This window comes from Streptomyces sp. NPDC090108 (assembly GCF_044747185.1).
Taxonomy (GTDB): domain Bacteria; phylum Actinomycetota; class Actinomycetes; order Streptomycetales; family Streptomycetaceae; genus Streptomyces.
On sequence record NZ_JBIVDQ010000001.1, the window covers coordinates 712,939 to 726,050 of the forward strand.

The following is a 13,112-nucleotide window of genomic DNA, read 5'->3' on the forward strand; positions in this document are numbered from 1 at the left end:
CGGCCTGTGGCCGGGCGCCCTTCGCGTGCGCTCCTACTGGTCGCCGGGTTCGAACGGGTTCCTGATGGTGGGACCCCCGGTCGGCGGCGGGGTCGTCGTCGGCTGCGACGGCGGCGGCGGTGTGGTCGGCGTCTGCGTGGCCGGCCCGGTCGGCGGCGTCTCGGTCACCGTCTCCGACGGCGGCGCGGACGTCGGCGGTTCGCTGGACGCGGACTCCGAGGGGGAGTCGGACGGCGAGTCGCTGACGGTCGGCGGCGGCGTGGTCGCGACCGCGGCGCCCTGGTCGGTGTTCAGGTCGAACGTGGCCCGGTCGGTGACGCCGAAGGTGTAGGCCGCCCAGATCTGCGCGGGCGTGCCACCTCCGTTGACGCGGCCGCCGCCCATCGCGCCCTTCAGGGAGACATGGGCGTACTGCTTGATCGGCTCGTTGTCGCAGCCCGTGCCGCCGGCCTTGGCCGCCTCGCCGAACAGGCCGACGGAGGTGACGAGGTCGGGGGTGTAGCCGGTGAACCAGGCGGAGCGGTTGCAGTCGGAGGTACCGGTCTTGCCGGCCACCTGCTGTCCGGCGCGCAGCGGGTTGTTCGCCACCGACTGGCGGGCCGTACCGTCGTCGACCACGCCGGTGAGCACGGAGGTCACCGTGTCGGCGGCGGTCCGGCTGATCACCGAGCCGCCGATCGGGTCGGGCATCCGGACCGTGCGGTCCGGCTGCTCGGCCGACTTGACGATGCTCGGGGTCACCTTGCGGCCGTGGTTGTCGAGGGTGGCGTAGATGCCCGCCATCTCCAGCGGGCTCGCGCCCATCGACCCGAGGGTCTGCGCGGGCACGGCCTGCATGCCCGCGGTGTCCATGCCGAGCTGCTTGGCGGTGGCCATGACCTGGTCCATGCCCACGTCGACGCCCATCTGCGCGAAGACGGAGTTCACCGACTTGTCCATGGCCTGCTGGACGGTGATCGGGCCGTAGTTCGCGTCGTCCTCGTTGGGCGGGCCGAAGCCCACCTTGACGCCGTGGTCGACGGCCTGGCGGCCGCTGGTGCCGTCGTAGACGGTGCCCGCGTTGATGGCGTCGCCGTCCTGCGTGGTGGCGTTCTGCTCCAGCGCGGCGGCGAGGATGACCGGCTTGAACGTCGAGGCGGGCTGGTAGTCCCGGCGCGTGGCGTTGTCGGTCCAGTGCGAGAAGTAGTCCTTGCCGCCGTACAGCGCGACGATCTTCCCGGTCTTGGGGTCGACCGAGACGGCACCGGCCTGGACGTCGGCGTCGACCTTGCGCCTCTTCGGGCTGAGGCGTTCGGTGAGCTGGGTCTTGACGGCCTTCTCGAGCGCGGCCTGCTTCTTGCGGCTGATGTTCAGGGTGATGGTCCAGCCCTGCCCCTCGACCTTGGCGGCCGCCTCGGAGCGGGACAGGCCCTCGGTCTTCATCAGCTGCTGTTCCACCTGGGCGTTGGCCAGGGAGACGAGGTAGCCCGTCTGCCCCTCCATGCCCGGGGCGCCCTTCGGGTCCTTGGGGTAGGGGAACTTCATGGTCCGGCGCTCGGCCTTGTCGAGCCAGCCCTCCTTGACCATGTTGTCCAGGACGTAGTTCCAGCGGTCCGTCACCAGCCGCTTCCCGACGGGTCCGGCGACCGCCCAGTCGTACTGGCTGGGTGCCTGGAGCAGCGCGGCGAGGTAGGCGCCCTGCTCGACCGTGAGGTCCTGGGCGTCCTTGCGGTAGTAGGCCTGCGCCGCGGCCTGGATGCCGTAGGCGCCGCGGCCGTAGTAGCTGGTGTTGATGTAGCCCGCGAGGATCTCGTCCTTGGACTTCTCACGCTCGACCTTGAGCGAGATGACCAGTTCCTTCAGCTTGCGCGAGGCGGTCTGCTCCTGGTCGAGGTAGTAGTTCTTGACGTACTGCTGGGTGATCGTGGAACCACCCTGCTTGCCCTTGCCGGCCAGGGTGTTCAGCAGGGCGCGGGTGGTGCCCCTGATGTCGACGCCGGGGTCGCTGTAGAAGGACTTGTTCTCGGCCGCGACGAAGGTCAGCTGGACCTTCTTCGGCACCTTCGACAGGTCGACGTTCTCCCGGTTGACCGTGCCGGCCCGGGCCAGGAGCGTGCCGTCGCTGTACTTGTAGACGTTGCTCTGCTTCTTGGCCAGGTCGTTGCCGACGGGGATGTCGACCGACATGTACAGCGCGGCGAAGCCGCCGATCACCAGCAGGCACAGGCCGAAGAACGCGCCGAGCATCTTCCTCCAGGTGAAGAGCCGGCGTATTCGGCCCTTGGCGGCCTTGGGTGCTCTGCCGCCCGCCTGCGACCCGGAGCCCGCGGGCGAGCCGGCCGCCTGGGACTGCGGGTGGCGACGGGGCGCCGCGCGGCGCCCGGCGCTCTGCCGCGCTCGTCTCTCTTCGGCTCGTCCCATGAGTCCCTTCGCTCCGCTCCGTCTCGGGGTCAGCTCCGAAAGCTAACACCCCTCTATATGACAAAGGGCATCTGATCCGCCCTTTTATGGACGTGAGAATGAGCACCCACCCCATGGGAACCGACGAACTACAGCCCCACCAGGTTGCCTTCCGGCGAAACCTGTTCCCGGCCTGAGGATTCCCGGAGGGGAGGGCTTCCGGCCGCGACCGGAGCCCTTCTCTCCGCCCGCGCGCTCCCGCTCCTGGCCATGGACTGCACCCGCCGTGTATACACGGCGGGTATACACCGTGTGTAGAGTGCTCCGCATGTCCATCGGTCACACCCTTCTGGGACTCCTTGAGTCCGGCCCCCGGCACGGCTACGACCTGAAGCGGGCCTTCGACGAGAAGTTCGGCCACGACCGGCCCCTGCACTACGGCCAGGTCTACTCGACGATGTCGCGGCTGCTGCGGCACGGGCTCGTCGAGGTCGACGGCATAGAGGCCGCCGGCGGCCCCGAGCGCAAGCGGTACGCCATCACGGACGCCGGGGTCACCGACGTCGAACGCTGGCTCGCGACCCCCGAGAAGCCGGAGGAGTACCTCCAGTCGACCCTGTACACCAAGGTCGTCCTCGCGCTGCTCACCCGCCGCGACGCCGCCGACGTCCTCGACACCCAGCGCGCCGAGCACCTGCGCAGCATGCGGATCCTGACCGACCGCAAGCGCCGGGGCGACCTGGCCGACCAGCTGATCTGCGACCACGCCCTGTTCCATCTGGAGGCGGACCTGCGCTGGCTGGAGCTGACGGCCGCGCGGCTGGACCGGCTCGGCACGGAGGTGGCGAAGTGAACGCGCCCGCCGGCTCGCTGCTCACCGCCGAGGACCTGCGCAAGGCCTACGGCCCGACCGTCGCCCTCGACGGCGCCGGCTTCTCCATCCACCCGGGCGAGGTGGTCGCCGTGATGGGGCCCTCCGGCTCCGGCAAGTCGACGCTGCTGCACTGCCTCGCCGGCATCGTGCCGCCCGACTCCGGCACGATCCACTACGACGGCCGCGAACTGTCCGCCATGACCGACGCCCAGCGCAGCGCGCTGCGCCGCGGCGAGTTCGGCTTCGTCTTCCAGTTCGGGCAGCTCGTGCCGGAACTCACCTGCGTGGAGAACGTCGCGCTCCCGCTGCGCCTGAACGGCACCTCCCGCAAGGAAGCCGAGAAGGCGGCGCTGGTCTGGCTGGAACGCCTGGAGGTCGACGACCTCGCGCGCAAGCGGCCCGGCGAGGTCTCCGGCGGCCAGGGCCAGCGGGTCGCGGTGGCCCGGGCACTGGTCACCGGCCCCCGGGTGCTGTTCGCGGACGAGCCGACCGGCGCGCTGGACTCCCTCAACGGCGAGCGCGTCATGGAACTGCTCACGGACGCGGCCCGCTCCACCCGTGCCGCGGTGGTGCTCGTCACCCACGAGGCCCGGGTGGCCGCCTGGTCCGACCGCGAGATCGTCGTACGGGACGGCAGGTCCCGGGACATGGAGCGCACCGCATGAATCCACGAGGGGGGAGGCTCACGGCCGGGGAGCGCCCGGGAGCCCGGCGCAGGTCCAGGGACCTGGCCATGGGGGCGCGGTTCGCCGTCACCGGCGGGCGCGAGGGGTGGGTACGGCTGCTGCTGACGGCGGTCGGCGTCGGGCTCGGCGTGGCGCTGCTGCTGCTGACGACCGCGCTGCCCAGCGTGCTGAACGCGCGCCACCAGCGGGAGGACGCCCGGCAGGAAGGCCACGTGTTCTCCACGACCGTGCCGCCGAAGGCCGACGACACCCTGCTGATCGCGTCGGCCGACACCAGCTGGCACTCCGCGGAAATCCGCGGCCGGCTGCTGAAGCCCGAGGGCCCGCGGGCGCCGCTACCGCCCGGCGTCGGCCGGTTCCCGGGCAGCGGCGAGATGGTGGTCTCGCCGGCGCTGCGGGACCTGCTCGGCTCGGACGGGGCGAAACTGCTGCGCGAGCGGCTCCCGTACCGGATCGCCGGGACCATCGGGGAGAGCGGGCTGATCGGCTCCCACGAACTGGCCTACTACGCGGGCTCCCGCGATCTGGCGCCGGAGCCGGGCGGTACCCGTGTGCAGCGGCTGCACGCGTTCGGGAACCCGGACCAGCAGCCCGAGCGGAGCGACCCGGTGCTGGTCCTGATGACGCTGGTCGTGTTCGTGACGCTGCTGATGCCGGTCGCCGTGTTCATCGCCACGGCCGTACGGTTCGGCGGCGAGCGGCGCGACCGCAGGCTGGCGGCACTGCGCCTGGTGGGCGCCGACAGCCGGATGACCCGGCGGATCGCCGCGGGCGAGGCGCTGGCCGGCGCCCTGCTCGGACTCGTCGCCGGGGCCCTGTTCTTCCTGGCCGGACGGCAGGCCGTGGGGTCCGTCGAGGTGATGGACGTGAGTCTCTTCCCCAGCTATCTGAACCCCTCCCCCGTGCTCGTGGCGGTGGTCGCGGTGACGGTCCCGGCGTCCGCGGTGCTGGTCACGCTGCTCGCCATGCGCCGGGTGGTCGTGGAACCGCTCGGTGTGGTGCGGACCGCCCGGCCGGCCCGGCGGCGCCTGTGGTGGCGGCTGCTGCTGCCGGTCGCCGGTCTCGCCCTGCTCTACCCGATGACCGGCAAGGGGCGCACTCACGGCGACTTCAACCAGTACCTGGTGGTGGCCGGCGTCCTGCTGCTGCTCGTCGGCGTCACCGCGCTGCTGCCCTGGGTCGTGGAGGCGGTCGTGGCCCGGCTCGGAGCGGGTGCGCTCTCCTGGCAACTGGCTGTGCGACGGCTTCAGTTGAGCAGCGGGACGGCGGCCCGCATGGTCAACGGCATCGCCGTCGCGGTGGCCGGGGCCATCGCCCTGCAGATGCTGTTCGCGGGCGTGGAGAGCCAGTACACCGAGGACACCGGGCGGGACCCGCAGCGGGCGCAGATGGAGATCGACCTGTCCGGCCGGACCACCGCGGCGGTCGCGGGCCGCGCGTTCGCCCGGACCGAGGGCGTACGGGCGGCCGCGGCGCTGTCCACGGTGGGCGTGGGCGACCGGCGCGACAACCCCGGCCATTCGGCGAGCGTCACCGTCGGCGACTGTGCCTCGCTGCGCGAACTGGCCCGTCTGCCGTCCTGCCGGGAGGGCGATACGTTCGTGCTCGACCGCCCCGGCACCGGGCGGGCCGCCCGCGCCTTCCTGCGGCCCGGCAGCCACGACTTCCTCGACCCCACCTTCGACAAGTCCCTGCCCGGCCGTGAGATCCCCTGGACGGTGCCGGCCGGCCTGCGCACGGCGGCGCTCCGCCCCGACTCGCTCCAGCCGGGCATCGACGGCCTGCTGGTCACCCCGTCCGCGCTGCCCGCCGCCACCCGGACCGACGGGCACGGCCAGGTCTTCGTCCGCCTCGATCTGTCGGTGCCGGACGCGGAGGAGTACGTGCGGAACACGGCCGCCCGGGTGGACCCCCTCGCCTCCGCCTGGCAATGGGCGGCGACGAGGCAGTCGGGGCAGTTCGCCTCGCTGCGCACCGGTCTGTTCGCCGGCGCGGCCTGTGTGCTGGCGCTGATCGGCGCGAGCCTGCTGGTCTCGCAGCTGGAGCAGTTGCGCGAGCGGCGCACCCTGCTGTCGGCCCTGGTCGCCTTCGGCACCCGGCGCCGCACGCTGGGCCTGTCGGTGCTGTGGCAGACGGCGCTGCCCATCGCCCTCGGGCTGCTGCTGGCCTCGGCGGTGGGTCTCGTGCTCGGCGCGGTCCTGCTGAGGATGACGGCGACGCCGGTGTCCGTGGACTGGCCGGGCGTGCTGTCCCTGACCGGTGTCGGCGCGGCGGTGGTCCTCGCGGTCACCCTCCTCAGCCTCCCGCCCCTGCTACGCCTGATGCGCCCGGACGGACTGAGGACGGAATAACAACACCAGGCCGGGTGCGGGCCCCCACCCGCGGCCCGCACCCCAGGGGCGCGAGGAACCGCGCGACCAGCCCCCCTCAAACCCGCACCCGACCCCGCACCCCAACCCCCTCAGGGGCGCGAGGAACCGCGCGACCAGCCCCCTCAAACCCGCACCCGACCCCGCACCCCAACCCCCTCAGGGGCGCGAGGAACTGCGCGACCAGCCACCCCCCACCCGCACCCGACCACACCCCCCACCCACCCCTCAGGAGCGCGGAGCGCAGCTCAGGACGCCGCCGGATCGACCACCCGAACCGGCAGAACCCGCATGGACTCACGCAGAGCAACAGCCAGCTCCCCGTACTCGGCACCCCGCGCCGCCCCCGCCCGCATGACCAGCGCGATGCGCCGACTGGGAGCCGGATCGGCGAACGAACCGGTACGCAGCTCGCTGCCACGGTTCGTCTCGACCTTCACCGCGGTCCGCGGCAGCAGCGTGCAGCCGAGGCCGCCCGCCACGAGCTGCACCAGGGTGGACAGACCCGCCGCCGTGGTGGTCACCGGCGCGTCGCGCCGGCCGGCCTCACGGCAGATGTCCAGCGCCTGGTCCCGCAGACAGTGGCCCTCGTCCAGGAGCAGCAGGTTCAGCTCCCTGAGCGCCTCGCGCGGGATGCCCTCGCGGCCGCCGAGCCGGTGCTCCAGCGGGGTGACGAGCACGAAGTCCTCGTCGAAGAGCGGGAGTTCCACGACACCGGGCACTCCGAGGGGTACGGCGAGCAGCAGCAGGTCGAGCCGGCCGGAGTTCAGGCCCTCGACGAGGCTGGCGGTCTGCTCCTCGTGCACCTGGAGGTCGAGCTGCGGGTACCGCTCGTGCACCAGCCGCAGCACGGTCGGCAGCAGATACGGCGCGACGGTCGGGATGACCCCGAGCCGCAGGGCCCCGGTGAACGGTGCCCGGACCGCCTCCGCCTCCTCCAGCAGCGCCCCGACCTCGTCCAGCACTGCCTTGGCCCGCACGGCCAGCCGCTCGCCGGCGGGCGAGAGCAGCACCTTGCGGGTCGTACGCTCGAGGAGGGTCACCCCGAGGATCTCCTCCAGCGCCGAGACCGCGCCGGACAGGGCGGGCTGGCTCATCCCGATGGCGGCCGCGGCGTCCCGGAAGTGCAGGTGCTCGGCGACCGCGGCGAAGGCCCGCAGCTGGGAGAGGCTGGGCTGACGGCGCTTGCCGCTACTGACGGTCACTGATAGCTACCTCCGATCAACTGGAGCCAGTGTAGCTATTTCCCTAATCAATGCACCCTGTGCAAGCATCGTCGCCGTCCAACCCAAGGGAAGCGTCCCCACAAGGGAGGCTTCCTCGCTGCAAGGAGAGCACGTGCTCACTGTCGGTGACAAGTTCCCCGAGTTCGAACTGACCGCCTGCGTCTCGCTGGAGAAGGGCAAGGAGTTCGAGACGATCACCCACAAGACCTACGAGGGTTGGAAGGTGGTCTTCGCGTGGCCCAAGGACTTCACCTTCGTGTGCCCGACCGAGATCGCCGCGTTCGGCAAGCTGAACGAGGAGTTCGCCGACCGTGACGCCCAGATCCTCGGCTTCTCCGGTGACTCCGAGTTCGTGCACCACGCCTGGCGCAAGGACCACCCGGACCTGACGGACCTGCCGTTCCCGATGATGGCCGACCCCAAGCACGAGCTGATGCGCGACCTCGGCATCGAGGGCGAGGACGGCTACGCCAAGCGCGCCGTCTTCATCGTGGACCAGAACAACGAGATCCAGTTCTCCATGGTGACCGCCGGTTCCGTCGGCCGTAACCCCAAGGAGGTCCTGCGGGTCCTGGACGCCCTGCAGACCGACGAGCTGTGCCCCTGCAACTGGTCGAAGGGCGAGGACACCCTCGACCCGGTCGCGCTGCTGGCCGGTGAGTGACCCGTGTCCCTCGACTCGCTGAAGTCCCGCGTCCCGGACTACGCCAAGGACCTGAAGCTCAACCTGGGCTCGGTCATCGGCAACTCCGACCTTCCCGCGCAGCAGCTGTGGGGCACCGTGCTGGCGACCGCCATCGCCTCGCGCTCCCCCATCGTCCTGCGTGAGCTGGAGCCGGAGGCGAAGGCGAACCTCACGCCGGAGGCGTACACCGCGGCCAAGTCCGCGGCCGCCATCATGGCGATGAACAACGTCTTCTACCGGACGCGCCACCTGCTGTCCGACCACGAGTACGGCACCCTGCGCGCGGGCCTGCGGATGAACGTCATCGGCAACCCGGGCGTGGAGAAGGTCGACTTCGAACTCTGGTCGTTCGCGGTCTCCGCCATCAACGGCTGCGGCATGTGCCTGGACTCGCACGAGCAGGTGCTCCGCAAGGCCGGCGTCGAGCGCGACGTGATCCAGGAGGCGTTCAAGATCGCCTCTGTGATCCAGGCGGTCGGCGTCACGCTGGACACCGAGGCGATCCTCGCCGAGTAGTCCTGCCGGACCCCCGAAGGGCCTCGCTCACTCCTGGTGGGCGAGGCCTTCGTCGTTCCCGCGGACGGCCACCGCGACCGTGCCCCCGGAGCCCCCGCCGGAGCGGACGGCACTCCCGGCGGGCGCGGGGGCGGCCGTCACCTCCGGCTCCTGCTCCATCGAGTACTGCCGCAGGTAGCCCACCACCGTGTTCGTCACCGCCACCAGCGGCACCGCGACGACGGCTCCGCCGACGCCGGCCACCATGGCGCCGGCCGCGACCGTGAGCACCACCGCGAGGGGGTGGACGCGGACCGCGCGGCCGAGGATGAACGGCTGCAGGACGTGCCCCTCGATCTGCTGCACGGCGAGCACGACCAGCAGGGTCATGACCGCGGTGAAGGGGCCCTGGGTCACCAGGGCGACCACCACCGCGAGCGCCCCGGAGGCGACCGCGCCGACGAGCGGGATGAAGGAGAACAGGAAGATGAACACGGCCAGCGGGACGGCCATCGGCACGTTGAGGAAGTAGATGCCGAGGCCGATGAAGATGGCGTCGATCAGGGCCACGAGGACGGTTCCGCGCACATAGGCCGTGAGGGTGCGCCACGCGCGCGGTCCGGCGCCGGCGACACCCGGGCGGGCGGCGGCGGGCACCAGCTTGAGGGACCACTGCCAGATGCGCTCGCCGTCGTAGAGCAGGAACAGCGTCGAGAAGAACACCAGCAGGATGCCGGTCAGCGCCTCGACGACGACCTGGACTCCCTCCAGACCGGCCGACGTGATCTGGTCGGTGTTGGCGCCGATGGCCTCGCGGAGGTTCTTGGCGATCTGGTTGATCTGCTTGTCGGTGACGTGGAAGGGGCTCTTCAGCAGCCAGTTGCGCAGATCGTCGATGCCGCTCTGGATCTGGTTGGAGAGGATGTCGATGTTCTCCATGACCTGCCAGGTCACGAACCAGCCCATGAGGCCGATGACGACGAAGCCCGAGATGGCGGTGAGCGCGGTCGCCGGGCCGCGCGGCACGCCGTACCTCATCAGCCGGGCGACCGTCGGCTGGAGCAGGGCCGTGACGAGCAGGGCGACGACGAACGCGAACACCACCAGCTGGACGGCGCTGATGACGCGCATCAGCACCCACACCGTGCCGGCCAGGACCAGCAGCCGCCAGCCGGCCTCGGCCGCGACCCGCACGCCCCAGGGGACGGCCTGCGCGGGATCGGGGCGGGAGGCGGCGTGCCGGTGGGCCGGCGGGTGCGCGACGGCCTGTGCCGCGGCCGCGGAGGACACGGCGGCCGCCCCGGCGGGGGCCTGGGCGGGCACGCCGCCCGCCACGGAGGCGGTGGGTCCGGCAGGTCCGGCGGACGGGACGTCTTCGGGTGCACCGCCGGCCCCGGTGGGCGCGGCGGTTGTGGAGGAGGAGGCGGGCTCCGCCGTTCCGGCGGGGGCGGCGGCACCCGCGGCGGGCGCGTGCACGGGGGCGGGCGGCGCGTGGTCGCCCGGTTCGCCGGACGCCGCCTCGCGGGCGGGGGGCTCGGCGGACGGGGCATCGCGCGGCGGTGGGTCGCCGAAGGGCGGTGCGGGCGCGGAGAGTTCGTTCTCGACCTCGGCGCGGCGCTCGTCCAGGCGCTCGCTCATCTCGGTCAGTCCTGCTCCGAGGCGGCGGAGCCACCCTGGCACTCGCGACATGTTCCGTCCCCTTCCCCCGAGTCACGGGGTGCTCGCCACACTCCCCCTGGAGCCGTTCGCGTACGACCGTACAGGGCGAAAGCCCCTCCCCCTAGGACGGGGAGGGGCTGCGCGGGGTTGAGCGTGAACCGGGGGCCGGCTCAGTACCAGCTGTTGGCCTGCCAGAACGACCAGGCCTGGCACGGGCTGCCGTACCGGCTGTTCATGTAGTTGAGGCCCCACTTGATCTGGGTGGCCGGGTTGGTCTGCCAGTCGGAGCCGGCGGAGGCGTACTTGCCGGCGGGCAGTGCCTGGAAGAGACCGTAGGCACCCGAAGAGGCGTTGACCGCGTGGTAGTTCCAGCTGGACTCGTGGTTCACGATGTTGCTGAAGCACTGGAACTGTCCGGCGCCCACCATCTGGCTCGCCATCGCCTGGATCTGCGCGACGGTGTAGTTGCTCTGGGTGGGGAAGCTGGAGGCGTCACGGACGTCGTCGCGGCTGGCCGCGGCCTTCGCCTCGATGCGCTCCTTCTCCAGCTTGGCCGCCTTCTCGGCGGCGTCCTTCTTCGCGATGGCGGTTTCGGCGGCCGCCTTGCGGGCCGCCTCCTCGGCGTCCTTCTTGGCGCTCGCGTCCGCGGCGATGGCCTGCGCGTCGGCCTGCTGCGTCAGGGACGCGGTCTGCACCTGCGCCTGCTCACCCGCGGGAATGTCCGCGAGGAGGGTGGTGGCGTCGGCAGCCGTCGCCTCGGCGTCGTTGTTGGGCTGCGCGACGCTGCCCGAGGCAACTCCGACGACGCTTCCGACGGCGGTGACCGCGGTGGCGGAGGCCACTGCGAATCCCCGGACCGAAATCCGGCTCACTCGGTTTCCTTCCAGCATCGCCCGCTTCGGTGACCCTGGCGGACGCAATCGTGCCCCCTGAACACTGGCCTCCCAACTGCGGGGTCACGGGAGGCACGGGCCCGGTGGGCAACTCCCTTACAGGGAGCACCGCGTGAAGCTCGGGCGGCATACGACGACCGGTATGGAGTTGAAGATGACTTCGTGGTGCTGTACATCCCCCATCGCCCCAGAGGACGTGGGAGGTACCCCGAGGGGTACGGATGTGTCGTATGCGGGGCCTGACAGGAGTGAGACTCTGCCGCACCGGGGCGCCGGTGGCAATTCTGTGTTGCGTGTGAAACGTCACATCCCGTTTGGCCCCAGGGGTTTCAGGAAACCCCCACGCGCCGAGGCGCCGCCCCGCTAGGCTCTTCGCCTTCGCCGGACGGCGCCGATGACTTCCGATCACGCGTCAGATGTGGCCGTCCTCCAGCATTTCGGTCACAAGGGCGGCAATCTGGGACCTCTCGGACCGCGTCAGGGTGACGTGGGCGAAGAGGGGGTGTCCCTTCAGCTTCTCCACCACGGCGACCACGCCGTCGTAGCGGCCGACGCGCAGATTGTCCCGCTGTGCCACGTCATGGGTCAGAACGACCCGCGAGTTCGCGCCGATACGGGAGAGCACGGTCAGCAGGACGTTCCGTTCGAGCGACTGCGCCTCGTCCACGATCACGAACGCGTCGTGCAGCGAGCGGCCGCGGATGTGGGTGAGCGGCAGGACCTCCAGCATCCCGCGTGCGGTGATCTCCTCGATGACGTCGCGGCTGGTGACCGCGGAGAGGGTGTCGAAGACCGCCTGGGCCCAGGGGCTCATCTTCTCGGACTCGCTGCCCGGCAGATAGCCGAGCTCCTGCCCGCCCACCGCGTACAGCGGCCGGAAGACCATCACCTTCTTGTGCTGGCGGCGCTCCAGGACCGCCTCCAGTCCCGCGCACAGCGCGAGGGCCGACTTGCCGGTGCCGGCCCGGCCGCCCATCGAGACGATCCCGACCTCCGGGTCGAGCAGCAGATCGAGGGCGATGCGCTGCTCGGCGCTGCGGCCCTTGATGCCGAACGCCTCCCGGTCGCCGCGCACCAGGCGGACGTTGCCCTCCGCGGTGACCCTGCCGAGCGCCTTGCCGCGCTCGGACTGGATGGTCAGCCCCGTATGCACGGGAAGGTGGGAGGCCTCGGGGACGTACACGTGCCCTTCCTCGAAGAGGAGGTCCACCTGTTCACCCGGCAGGGTGAGTTCGGACATTCCGGTCCAGCCGGACGAGTCCGTGATGGCAAGCTCGGCACGGTACTCCTCGGCCAGCAGGCCGACGGAGGACGCCTTGATACGGAGCGGCAGATCCTTCGAGACAACGGTGACATCGAAGCCCTCGGCCTGCAGATTGCGGGCCACGGCGAGGATGCGCGAGTCGTTGTCCCCCAGGCGGTAGCCGCTGGGCAGCACGCTGGGGTCCGAGTGATTGAGCTCGACACGGACGGTCCCGCCCAGTTCGCCGATCGGGATGGGGGCGTCGAGGCGGCCATGCTTCACCCGGTAGTCGTCCAGCAGGCGCAGGGCCTGGCGGGCGAAGTACCCGAGTTCGGGATGGTGCCGTTTCGCCTCCAGCTCCGTGACCACGACGATGGGCAGCACGACCTCGTGCTCCTCGAAGCGGGTCAGGGCGTTCGGGTCCGACAGCAGGACGCTGGTGTCGAGAACATAGGTGCGCCGGTCGGGCTTGTGGCGCTTTGTGCTGGTCACCACGGAAGGACGTACCCCCTCGGATGAGGTCGGGGAGCGACGAAGTGGAACTGGACCGGTTCATGGCCCCCGCGCGCGGCGGGCCTGGAACCGGCCCTCCGCGGCTGCTGC

The 13,112-nt window shown here is 71.3% G+C and carries 10 protein-coding genes; 5 read left to right on the forward strand and 5 right to left on the reverse strand.

Translation table 11 applies throughout. The annotated features are described in order from the left end of the window. Positions 1 to 33: 33 nt before the first annotated feature. Positions 34 to 2,400, reverse strand: a complete 2,367-nt coding sequence (locus ACIPRD_RS03080; protein ID WP_401559401.1) for a transglycosylase domain-containing protein — start codon at positions 2,398 to 2,400, stop codon at positions 34 to 36. 307 nt (positions 2,401 to 2,707) lie between these two features. On the opposite strand from ACIPRD_RS03080, the gene ACIPRD_RS03085 reads away from it, so the two are divergent. The 3 genes from ACIPRD_RS03085 to ACIPRD_RS03095 are packed head-to-tail and all read left to right on the forward strand — an operon-like array spanning position 2,708 to position 6,290. Next, complete coding sequence (locus ACIPRD_RS03085; protein ID WP_356409306.1) at positions 2,708 to 3,232, forward strand: PadR family transcriptional regulator; 525 nt, start codon at positions 2,708 to 2,710, stop codon at positions 3,230 to 3,232. Further along, positions 3,229 to 3,918: an ABC transporter ATP-binding protein gene (locus ACIPRD_RS03090; protein WP_356409303.1), complete on the forward strand. Its 690-nt coding sequence runs from the start codon at positions 3,229 to 3,231 to the stop codon at positions 3,916 to 3,918. The genes ACIPRD_RS03085 and ACIPRD_RS03090 overlap by 4 nt, the downstream gene beginning before the upstream one ends. Next, positions 3,915 to 6,290, forward strand: a complete 2,376-nt coding sequence (locus tag ACIPRD_RS03095; RefSeq protein WP_401559406.1) for an FtsX-like permease family protein — start codon at positions 3,915 to 3,917, stop codon at positions 6,288 to 6,290. Before ACIPRD_RS03090 ends, ACIPRD_RS03095 begins: the two co-directional genes overlap by 4 nt. Positions 6,291 to 6,556: 266 nt before the next feature. Here ACIPRD_RS03095 and ACIPRD_RS03100 read toward each other — a convergent pair whose 3' ends face one another. Further along, positions 6,557 to 7,513, reverse strand: coding sequence for a LysR substrate-binding domain-containing protein (locus ACIPRD_RS03100; RefSeq protein ID WP_356409297.1), 957 nt, complete (start codon positions 7,511 to 7,513; stop codon positions 6,557 to 6,559). 133 nt (positions 7,514 to 7,646) lie between these two features. Between ACIPRD_RS03100 and ACIPRD_RS03105 the strand changes: the two genes are divergently transcribed. Together ACIPRD_RS03105 and ACIPRD_RS03110 are read left to right on the forward strand one after the other, a co-directional pair. Next, a complete protein-coding gene (locus ACIPRD_RS03105; RefSeq protein WP_356409294.1) occupies positions 7,647 to 8,198 on the forward strand; it encodes a peroxiredoxin in 552 nt (183 codons plus the stop codon). Positions 8,199 to 8,201: 3 nt separating this feature from the next. Next, a complete protein-coding gene (locus ACIPRD_RS03110; protein WP_356410541.1) occupies positions 8,202 to 8,735 on the forward strand; it encodes an alkyl hydroperoxide reductase in 534 nt (177 codons plus the stop codon). A 27-nt stretch (positions 8,736 to 8,762) separates the two neighbouring features. Here the strand turns inward: ACIPRD_RS03110 and ACIPRD_RS03115 are convergent, their stop codons facing one another. The 3 genes from ACIPRD_RS03115 to ACIPRD_RS03125 all read right to left on the reverse strand — a co-directional run bounded on the left by ACIPRD_RS03115 (position 8,763) and on the right by ACIPRD_RS03125 (position 13,004). Next, complete coding sequence (locus ACIPRD_RS03115; protein ID WP_401559410.1) at positions 8,763 to 10,403, reverse strand: AI-2E family transporter; 1,641 nt, start codon at positions 10,401 to 10,403, stop codon at positions 8,763 to 8,765. Between the two features lie 140 nt (positions 10,404 to 10,543). Continuing rightward, positions 10,544 to 11,245, reverse strand: coding sequence for a transglycosylase SLT domain-containing protein (locus ACIPRD_RS03120; RefSeq protein WP_356410332.1), 702 nt, complete (start codon positions 11,243 to 11,245; stop codon positions 10,544 to 10,546). A 433-nt stretch (positions 11,246 to 11,678) separates the two neighbouring features. Next, entirely contained in the window at positions 11,679 to 13,004 is a 1,326-nt protein-coding gene (locus tag ACIPRD_RS03125) for a PhoH family protein (protein ID WP_356410335.1), read from the reverse strand. Positions 13,005 to 13,112: the final 108 nt, after the last annotated feature.